Origin of the sequence: Candidatus Nitrosarchaeum limnium BG20 (assembly GCF_000241145.1) — an archaeon.
GTDB classification, from domain to species: Archaea; Thermoproteota; Nitrososphaeria; order Nitrososphaerales; family Nitrosopumilaceae; genus Nitrosarchaeum; species Nitrosarchaeum limnae.
Genome location: NZ_AHJG01000027.1, coordinates 1 through 9,911 on the forward strand (window position 1 = coordinate 1; position 9,911 = coordinate 9,911).

A 9,911-nucleotide genomic window follows, 5' to 3' on the forward strand; every position below is an offset into this window, starting at 1 on the left:
TTTTCTAGCTGCCTTCTTTACTGGTTTTAGCACTCCTGATGAATTCTTTGGATTTTCTATTGCTGCCTGAGCTGCTGCAATTATCGCAATAGGTATTCTATGTGGTGATGCACTGACATAACTTAGGTTTGTTTTGTGACAAAATTTGATTGAACTTGGATCTCCTCCATGTTCACCACAAATTCCGATCTCCATATTTGGTTTAATGCTTCTTCCGGCAGTAATTCCAATTTTCATTAAACTTCCAACTCCATTTACATCAATTGATTGGAAAGGATTTTTCTCTAAAATTTCTTTATCCATGTATTCTGGCAAGAATTTTCCTTCTACATCTTCTCGACTGAAACTAAATGTTCCTTGTGTAAGATCATTTGTACCGAAACTAAAGAATTCCGCCGTATTTGCAAGTTCGTTTGCAGTCAATGCAGCTCTGACCACTTCGATCATTGTTCCAAAATTAATTTTTAATTTCATGTTGTGTTTTAACTCCATTTCTTTTTTGATAGCATCATAGATTTTTTTAATGTGGTTTAATTCTGCAATACTGCTAATTTGTGGAATCATTATTTGTGGATGTGCGTCTACTTTGTTTTTGGCTAGTTCTGCTGCTGCCTCAAACACTGCCCTAATCTGCATCTCATAAATTTCTGGATATGTAATTCCAACTCTGACCCCTCTATGTCCCATCATTGGATTAATTTCAGCTAAATCTCTTGCCCGCTTTAGTAGAATCTTTGCTTTTTCCAACTCACTAGTATCATTTTTCTGTTCTAACTTGTGAATTTTTTCTGCCAACTCCTCTGGATTTGGTAAGAATTCATGTAGTGGTGGATCTAATAATCTAATGGTTACAGCATATCCTTCCATTGCTTTTAGAATTTCAATGAAATCACTTTTTTGTAATTCTCCTAATTTTGTCAATACTTTTTTTCTCTCTTCAATATTTTCAGCCATTATCATTTCAACAAACAATCCAATTCTGTCACTTCCGTTGAACATTCTTTCTGTTCTGCAGAGTCCAATTCCTTGCCCTCCAAACTCTCTTGCTAATCTTGCCCCTTCCGGCGTGTCTGCATTAGCTCTGATGCCTATTTGCTTCACTTTTTGAGCCCATTCTAGAATTGTTTTAAAGTCTTCTGTGATTTTAGGTTCTATTGTTGGAATCTCTCCAAGATAAACTGAACCAGTACTACCGTCTATAGTAATTGCGTCACCTTCATGTACTACTCTTCCATCAACACTGCATTGTTTATTGTCATAATCAATTCTCAAATCTGAACATCCAACTATGCATGGTTTACCCATTCCTCTTGCAACCACTGCGGCATGTGATGTTTTTCCACCTCTGCTAGTAAGAATTCCAACTGATTCAAAGAATGCTGGAACATCTTCCGGTTTGGTTTCTTCTCTAATTAAAATAACTTTAGCTCCGTTCTCCCCCATTGCTGTTGCTCTTTTAACATCTAACACTGCTATTCCACTTGCAGCTCCAGGTGACGCTGCAATTCCTTTAACTAGAAATGTGTAATTTTTAATTGATTTTGAATCAATAGTTCTATGTAACAACTGTTCTAATTGTTCTGCTTGTAATCTAGTCAGTGCTCTGTTTTTATCAATTAATTTTTCATTGACCATATCCACTGATGTTTTTACCATTCCAACTGCGTTCATCTTTGCATTTCTTGTTTGTAGTAAGTAGAATTTTCCTTGTTCAATTGTGAATTCTATGTCTTGTGGTTCTTTGTAATGCCTTTCTAATCTTTCACACGTTTCTTCTAATTGTTTGTATGATGATGGCATCTCAATTTTCATATCGTCAACTGGTTTTCCAGTTCTAACACCTGCAACAACATCTTCGCCTTGTGCATTTACTAGATATTCACCAAATAGGTGTCTTGTTCCATCTCCTGGATTTCTGGTAAACACCACTCCTGTAGCACTATCATTTCCCATGTTTCCAAATGCCATTGAAACTACGTTTACTGCAGTACCGTCTGCAATGTCCTTTGTAATGTTATTTCTTTCTCTATATACAACAGCTCTTTCCCCCATCCAACTTCCAAAAACTGCTTTAATTGCTAATTCTAATTGTTCAAATGGATCTGAAGGAAATGCGACTCCTGTATGTTTTTCACATATTTTTTTGTATTCTGAAACTACTGCCTTTAGAGATTTTTCATTTAATGCACTATCTGCCTGAACAGCTTGGTTTAATTTTGCATTTTCTAAAACCATGTCAAATTTTTTATCTTCAACACCAAAAACCACTTTGCCAAATAATTGGACAAATCTTCTGTAAGAATCCCATGCAAATCTAGAGTTGTTGCTCTTTTTTGCTAATCCTTCTACTGTTTCATCATTTAATCCTAAATTCAATATGGTGTCCATCATTCCAGGCATAGATATTGCAGCACCTGATCTAACTGATACTAAAAGAGGATTTTCTTTAGAATTCCATTTTTTACCTGTTCTTTTTTCAATCTTGGCAATATTTTTTTTAACTTCAGGCATCAGTGTTTTTGGTAATTTTTTGTTATTCTGATAATATTCTTTACAAACTTCTGTAGTGATTGTAAATCCTGGAGGTACTGGTAATTTGAGTCGGGTCATCTCACAAAGACCTGCTCCTTTTCCACCTAGGAGTTTCTTGTTTTTTCCATCTCCTTCATCATAAAAATAAACTTGTTTCATTTTATCTAGAATATCAAATCAAAATCAGGGGTTTTTAAAGCATTGCCTTGAGATGATATGCGATAGTGTGATTTCGAACTTGTCTAAAATTAAAACTGGAGAAAACGATAAATCCATTCCCGCAAAATCAGTTTTATGGTAAAACCGATCCCAGATGGATATCATACTGTTACTCCTACGTTAACCATACATGGTGCATCTGAAGCAATTGAATTTTACAAAAAAGCCTTTGATGCAAAAGAGGTTTACAGATTTCCTGGACCTGATGGTAAATCAATCATGCATGCAGAAATAAGAATTGGCGATTCTGCACTTATGCTTTGTGATGAAATGCCTGAAATGGGATGTTTGTCACCAACATCTACAGGTGGACCAAGTGGTGCGATATACCTGTATGTTAACGACGCTGATTCTGTTTTTAATAAGGCCATTTCATCTGGTGCAAAATCTTTGATGCCTATGATGGATGGTTTTTGGGGTGATCGTTTTGGAATTCTTTCAGATCCTTTTGGTCATAGATGGACTGTTGCAACTAGAAAAAAAGACATGAGCTTGCAAGAAATACAAAAAGCTGGTATTGAATTTATGAAAGGACAATATTAGTTATCTTTTTTTGGTTATGATCAACAATTACAACTAGGTTTTTTCTTTGTATGTGCTTTAATCATGTGACGTAACATACGTTCTGTTTCTGAAAACTCCATGCCACATTCTCTACATTTTGTTTCTACGATGATTTTTTCTTTGTTGAAAAATTTCATAAATTTGATTTTTATGATTATATTAAAAACGTTTGTTCAAAATTAATTTTTATTTTAATTGAATATGTCTCATTTAACACAAAATAAGAGATAATCTTAAGTGATTAGAAATACTATCTAATTATGGTAAAAGTCATAATACATGCTATGAAAGACGGACCTTGCATAGTTAATGTGGATGGCACAAAAATTGCGGCATTGTGCAGATGCGGTGTATCAAACAAAAAACCTCATTGTGATGGTTCACACGCAAAGATTAGTTTCAAAGCTGATGAAGCAAAGATAGAATCTTAGATTTTAACCCTCATTTCTTATCTTTTTATTTTGTTTATAATTTGAAATGTTTGTGGTGATTTTATTTATTTTTTATAATTAATATGAGATAGAATTTCTGCGTAATAATCCATTCCCATTTGAACAAAGTCATTTAATGTTTTCATTCCTGTTACCATCATGTCAAATTGGGTTTTTCTAAAATTTGTGTAAATATCAATATTTGATATGGTGGTTTCAGTAAAGTCATTCCAGAATTTATCTGCCGCAATCAAAGTTTTTTCATCCAATCCAAGATTATCAAAAAAATTCTTTTCAGAAATATAACATGTCCCAAAAATTTCTTCAAGTGAATGAAGATATTCATCATAATAATTTGAATACATCTGAACGTAGATAGGTGTTTGAGTTTCATATTTTCTGATTATTTTTACTGTATTGTTTTTTAACAAATCACAAACAGAAATTGAATTGTTTTCAGATTCCTTGTGTTGTGTGATTAATTTATTGCTCATTGCTATGTTTATTTTGATTAGTGTTGTGTGTTGTATGTAGTTGGTTGTTCATTTTGAAAAAGTATCTGTTTTTAGGCTTATTTTTTAGATTCTGAATATGAGTTAATTTTTGAAAAGCATTTGAGTTAATATGATTCTTAATATGTATCACTTTTTTAATGGTGACTTAAATTTTCTCAAATCATCGCTTTGGTAAACTCTTCGATAATTTTTGTCCAATTTTTTGCTTTAATTATTCCGCTGGCAACTAAAATTCCATTTGATCCTAGCTCTAATGCTTTTACAACATCTTGTCCTGAAACAATGCCTGCCCCACAAAGTAGTTTTGTTTTATTTTTTGAACTCTTTACGGCATTTGATGCTTTTACTATGATCTCTGGTTTTTCATTTGATACTGCTTTTCCTGAACCAATTAACTCTGGTGGTTCTATTGCAATATAATCTGGATTAAGTTTTGAATATTTTTTAGCTTCTGCAACATCTTTTACACATACTATTGATATCATTTTTAATTCTCGTAATTTTGAAACAAGTTTAGATATTTCATCGCTTGAAATTCTATGTTCACTGTGATTGATCAATGAACCACTTATTTTGGATTTTTTTAGTAATTCTGGAACTATGAATCCTGTGGTACTTCCAACTTTAGAATTATCTATGTGCTGTGCTAAAATTGGAATCGTACTGTTTGCCACTAGTCCGATTAGATGTTGTGGTGGCGCAATAGCAATTTTTATTTTATATTTTTTTGATATTTTTTCTACAATTTTTACAAATTCAATTATTTTACTTCCAGCTATTTCTTCATAGTTTTTACAATTGATTATGAACATGTATGCTGTGAAACTATGTTCATTTTTTAATCTATTGAAATTTTGGGTATTATCTATTTGATGTGTGATTTACTGATGTATTTTTGATGATTTCTCATATCTTCTTTTCATAAACAGAACTATCATCATAAGAACAATTGCTGCAATGTTAGTTCCTATGATAAATACATCTGAAACTATAATTCCATAAATTAACCATAAAATGGAACCCCCTGAAATAAAGAGCATTAGATATTTTGAAACATCTTTGAGACTCTTGGTTTTGTATCCTTTTATTATTTGGTCTACCCAACCCGACAAAATTAAAACCCCTGCGGCTATTCCGAGTATTGTAAGTAGAGTTCCATCAATTTCCACAATTAATCACTAATTCCAAAAAAATTCGTCTAATCCCGTCTGTTTTGGTTTTCCCAACATAGTTTGAAAATCCAAATCCATTGATGATGTAATTTGATCCAATGTAGATTCCATAAACTCCATGTATTTTTTTGAATCGATCTCTTCTTTTTTTGCCATCTCTAATGGCTTTACTCCTGGTTTGTTTATGATTTTAACATAAGATATCTTATCACCCTTTTTCACTTCTCTGATTGACTCAAGTAATCTTGCTGCACGTATGTGCTGTGGAACTGTTTTGACGTATTCTGATGGTGCTTTACTGATCATGACATTGAATGTTAGATCTTTTAGCGGTATCTCTTTTGATTCCACTTTTTTTTGCACATGTTGCAATTTTATCTGTGATTTCTTTTTTAGCATTCTCAAAATCTGCAACTGTTTGAACTTTTGATAATACATCAAGCAATTCATAAAATAAATTTCTGATAAATGGCGGTGTATGTGATTTTTTTCCAGTCAACCCCTTTACATCCACTGTCCCTGATTTTGTAACTCCGAGATAGTTTTTCTTTCTATTACTTAATACACAATACCTGTAAACTTTGTCAATCTCCAAATCAACTCCATGATCTTTTTTTGCTTGCTCGATTACCGTGTGAATCTGTTGATCTGTTGGCTTTTTGATAAATAATGAATCTGTATCCCCATACAACACTTCTATTCCAATCGCTTCACACTTTTTGATAGTTTCTAAAATTGTAAATCTGCCAATTGCAGTTGTTGCTTCAGCTGCTGGAAGAAAGTAGAGTGGAAATATTTCTGCACCCATTACTCCGTAACTGGCATTCAGAATTACCTTAAGTGCTTGACTGACTACTGTGTATTGTTGTCTTTGATCTTCTGTTAATGTCTCTTTTTTTGAAAGACTCTTGTAATAATTCACTCTCAAATCTCGTAATGATCCAATGATTATTGCAGTTATTCCGTTTCTTTTGGTACATGCCCAGTGATTTGTTTGTGGTATGGTATTTTTCTTACATTCTTCGTGTGAACATCTTACCGTTTCATAAGATATGTTTCTGACTTTGATTATACTAGGATATAGACTTGCAAAATCCATTACCACTACATCAAAATGAATTCCTTCCTTTGGATCAATGACTAATCCTCCTCTGTATTTCTTATCTTTAATTACTGCATCTGATGTGACTCCCTCTGATCTTTTTTCAAGCTCTTCTCTTTTTGGAATTAGTGCATTTCGTTGTCTATGTTCATAATACAATAAACTTCTAATCCACTGAGATACCCCCATTCTGGCAATATCGTCAATTGGCATTCTTCCAATTCTGGATATAATTACCAGTAAATCCATCAAAAGATCCTTGTTGAAACTAGTAAGCTCATAAGTCAGTAACGCATCATTATAACAATAGTTTGCAGTTTGATACAGACTAAGCTGATCAAATTCTAATCCATAGTCTATCTTCTCTTTGTTTAGGAGTGCTTTTGAAACACTATTGAGTGAAAAGTCTGTATACTTTTGACTAAACGCATAGATCTGAAATGATCTATTGGATAAAGTTCTATACAAATCAAGATGTACTCCTTGCTTTAGTGTTGCAGAGTCTTTCATCATATATAGTGGGTTTTCTTCTTTTTTTATTCCAAGTCGCTCTGCCCTATTATACAGATATGGCAAATCAAATTCATCTCCGTTGTATGTTACGACAAAAGGAAATTCTTCAATTATTTTAAATGCATCTAAAATCATCTCTTTTTCTTTATCTTGATCATAAAACACAATTTTGATATTTTTTCCAAGTTCGTTTGTTCCTTCATCAGTGCCTTCTGTTTTTAACACAAAAATCTGATCAAAATCATTTGTTCCTTTTAGCCCAATTGCAGTAACTTTTTTTTCTGCAACCTTTGGGTCTGGAATTCTTCCAATTTCAGCCTCAACTTCTATGTCTACACTCAATCTTTTGATTCTTGGAATTGGCTGATTTAGCAAATCTGCCCAATCTGAAATCAATTCTTTGAATTCTTTTGGGTCAACCATATTCTCACTATCTACTTTATCCCACAACAAACTTTTCAAGGCAAGCTTTACTTCATCTGATATTTCTAGATCATGTGGTTTTATTTTTCCGTCAATGATTTCATAATATTTTCCAACAATTAATGATCTGTCATAAAGATAATTTTCATAATATTTGATATCTGATTCCCAAGTCTCAATTATGTTTCTAATGCTCTTGTCTCCTGTTGTTCCACCAATTGTAAGTGGATCTGCAACTGTAATTTTAGATAGGTTTACTTCTTCATCTTTAATCAAATCATGTCTCTTTACTGATTTGATTTCTAAAATATCGTCTCTTTCTTGTAGAAAAGTCTAATTCATCTGGTGCTAATCTGGAATAACAATATGGTTTGTGTCCTGTTTCATCATTCCATAAAATTAATTTTTGTGATATGGGCTCATAGAATTTTAACACTGCCGTTCTTGTAATGTTATCATATGTTGCAGATACTAACATTGATGGTGGCATTGATGTGATTTTTTCTGTTTCTTTGACGTTAACTTGCATGTGATCACTTAGACCGATTTTTCGTACTCACTTACTAGTTCTTTTGCCCATTTGGTAATTTTGTTTTTATCCATTTGAACAACTTCTACCCCTGCTTCCTTTAGTAACTCAAAATCAGTTTCTGGATAAGAATCAAGACATACAAATTTTTTAATTCCAATTGTGATTGCCATTTTAGTACACTCCAAACATGGGACAAATGTCGTGTATAATATTGCCCCTGCTATTCCAGCTTCAATTCCTAAAATTGCACAATGCATTATTGCGTTAGCTTCAGCATGATTGCAAAGACATCTATCAAGTGATGCCCCTGACTCTATCTTTCCCTCCATTCTTAGCTGACATCGTCTACACCCTCCCTCAAAACAATTTTTGATTCCTGGAGGCGTTCCATTATACCCTGTTGCTAATTGCCTGTTTTTGCGAACAATTACTGCCCCTACTTGTCTAGTCATGCAATTTGAGCGTAGTTTTGCAAGCTCGGCTTGGAGCATAAAGTACTCATCCCAATTTGGCCTCTCAAATGACTTGCTCACACAAATCATGCCTAACTGTTCAATATATTGATTCATGCTTTTCTCGCACGATTTTCTGTTTCTAATTGTCAAAATGTAGACAAACTATCTCTTTTGTGTAATATCTTAAACTCATGTAATTATGATCTTGTTTTATAATTTATACTAGAATCAAAATGACAAACTGGAATAATCCTCAATCAAAAGGAATCTCAGACCATCTTCGTGGATTAAAAAAAGAGGCTCCACTAAAACCAAGAATTCAGAGTTCTCTCGTACAATTAAATCGAACCGTTTCTTCACTTGATTACAAAGTAAAAACTCTAAATGAAAAGGATGCTAAACTATTTAATCGAATTGTAATGGCAAAAAAAAGCCATGATATAACAACTGGAAAAGTTCTTGCAAACGAGCTAGCTGAATTAAGAAAGAATAAAAAAATTCTAACCACCATGAAAGTTTCTTTAGAACAAGTAAATCTTAGATTATCTACAGTGTCTGATTTAGGTGATGCAATGTCTTCTTTAGGACCAATAATGGCAACAATGAATGCATTAAAACCGGCACTAGGAAAAATAATGCCTGAGGTAAGCCGTGAGTTTGAATCCTTGTTTGGAATTCTTAATGACTCTGTCTCTAGTTCCTTTGAAGGAAGCTTTGGTTCTGATACTGTTTCCAACGAAGAAACTGAAAACATACTCAAAGAAGCAGCAGCAGTAGCTGGAACACGTGTTGGTGACAAGTTCCCATCAATTCCTACGGGTATCTCTTCATCCAATTCTATTGGGTTACAATAGGTAATCAATCATCAATAATCTCAAGACATTCAAAATGTGATATGATTAGTATAATTTCTTCTACTCTCTTATTAATGAGCAACATCCTATGGTGTTAGGTTAAGCATTGTTATGTCAAAATTAGCTCCACTCCCCCCAGCACCTGTTTTGATGATCTGTTTTGGTCATTGTGGTATTGGTCTTGGAGCTGAATCTTATAGACGTCTTTTACTTGATGTTGGGGCTGACCCTCTAAAACCAACATTAAATGCAAAAGATGAATCACGAGTTCTAAAGAGATATGGCAGTACAATTTTGAGATTTGCTCCTTCTTATGGCGGTAATGACATCCCACTAATCCCTCGAGCATTACTTGTTGATTTGGATCCTCGAGCTGCTAATCTTATCTTACAATCATACCCTGATCTTTTTGCATTACGTGATCAACATGTAATTCATGGTGCCGGAGGGGCTGCAAGAAACTGGGCAGAAGGGAAGACGCGATTTTTAGAAGAAATGAAGACTAAAGTTGATATTAAAAAACAATTATCTGCAATTTCTCCAGAACCTGTAAGGGGATATGTTGTTCCATTTGCTATGGGTGGTGGAACTGGAAGTTC

The 9,911-nt window shown here is 33.6% G+C and carries 12 protein-coding genes and 1 pseudogene; 4 read left to right on the forward strand and 9 right to left on the reverse strand.

The features are described from left to right. Positions 1–2,691, reverse strand: a 2,691-nt coding sequence (ppdK, locus tag BG20_RS01095) for a pyruvate, phosphate dikinase (protein WP_010189799.1), incomplete at its 3' end; no start/stop codon positions are given. A gap of 135 nt (positions 2,692–2,826) precedes the next feature. On the opposite strand from ppdK, the gene BG20_RS01100 reads away from it, so the two are divergent. Next, positions 2,827–3,294 (forward strand): VOC family protein, encoded by a 468-nt coding sequence (locus tag BG20_RS01100; RefSeq protein ID WP_010189801.1) that lies wholly within the window; start codon positions 2,827–2,829, stop codon positions 3,292–3,294. A gap of 20 nt (positions 3,295–3,314) precedes the next feature. Here BG20_RS01100 and BG20_RS12570 read toward each other — a convergent pair whose 3' ends face one another. Continuing rightward, the gene (locus BG20_RS12570; protein WP_010189803.1) at positions 3,315–3,452 is read right to left on the reverse strand and encodes a hypothetical protein; all 138 of its coding nucleotides are present in this window, start codon (positions 3,450–3,452) and stop codon (positions 3,315–3,317) included. A 123-nt stretch (positions 3,453–3,575) separates the two neighbouring features. Between BG20_RS12570 and BG20_RS11770 the strand changes: the two genes are divergently transcribed. Then, positions 3,576–3,746: a CDGSH iron-sulfur domain-containing protein gene (locus BG20_RS11770; RefSeq protein ID WP_010189805.1), complete on the forward strand. Its 171-nt coding sequence runs from the start codon at positions 3,576–3,578 to the stop codon at positions 3,744–3,746. Positions 3,747–3,811: 65 nt separating this feature from the next. Here BG20_RS11770 and BG20_RS01110 read toward each other — a convergent pair whose 3' ends face one another. From BG20_RS01110 to BG20_RS01130, 7 genes are all read right to left on the reverse strand, one after another. Then, complete coding sequence (locus tag BG20_RS01110) at positions 3,812–4,240, reverse strand: hypothetical protein (RefSeq protein ID WP_007401782.1); 429 nt, start codon at positions 4,238–4,240, stop codon at positions 3,812–3,814. A 176-nt stretch (positions 4,241–4,416) separates the two neighbouring features. Further along, a complete protein-coding gene (tpiA, locus tag BG20_RS01115) occupies positions 4,417–5,073 on the reverse strand; it encodes a triose-phosphate isomerase (RefSeq protein WP_010189807.1) in 657 nt (218 codons plus the stop codon). Positions 5,074–5,142: 69 nt separating this feature from the next. Then, complete coding sequence (locus BG20_RS01120; protein WP_007401780.1) at positions 5,143–5,430, reverse strand: SemiSWEET family sugar transporter; 288 nt, start codon at positions 5,428–5,430, stop codon at positions 5,143–5,145. A gap of 9 nt (positions 5,431–5,439) precedes the next feature. Then, entirely contained in the window at positions 5,440–5,739 is a 300-nt protein-coding gene (locus BG20_RS12925; protein WP_238527429.1) for a hypothetical protein, read from the reverse strand. Continuing rightward, positions 5,729–7,747, reverse strand: a complete 2,019-nt coding sequence (locus BG20_RS01125) for a DNA-directed DNA polymerase I (protein WP_238527430.1) — start codon at positions 7,745–7,747, stop codon at positions 5,729–5,731. The genes BG20_RS12925 and BG20_RS01125 overlap by 11 nt, the downstream gene beginning before the upstream one ends. 1 nt (position 7,748) lies before the next feature. Then, positions 7,749–8,000, reverse strand: a complete 252-nt coding sequence (locus BG20_RS12930) for a hypothetical protein (RefSeq protein ID WP_238527431.1) — start codon at positions 7,998–8,000, stop codon at positions 7,749–7,751. Between the two features lie 8 nt (positions 8,001–8,008). Beyond that, positions 8,009–8,572: a deoxycytidylate deaminase gene (locus BG20_RS01130; RefSeq protein WP_007401778.1), complete on the reverse strand. Its 564-nt coding sequence runs from the start codon at positions 8,570–8,572 to the stop codon at positions 8,009–8,011. Positions 8,573–8,691: 119 nt separating this feature from the next. On the opposite strand from BG20_RS01130, the gene BG20_RS01135 reads away from it, so the two are divergent. Together BG20_RS01135 and BG20_RS01140 are read left to right on the forward strand one after the other, a co-directional pair. Continuing rightward, entirely contained in the window at positions 8,692–9,312 is a 621-nt protein-coding gene (locus BG20_RS01135; protein WP_007401777.1) for a Snf7 family protein, read from the forward strand. A gap of 111 nt (positions 9,313–9,423) precedes the next feature. Next, positions 9,424–9,911 (forward strand): annotated as a pseudogene (locus tag BG20_RS01140) (cell division protein FtsZ); the annotation flags it as partial.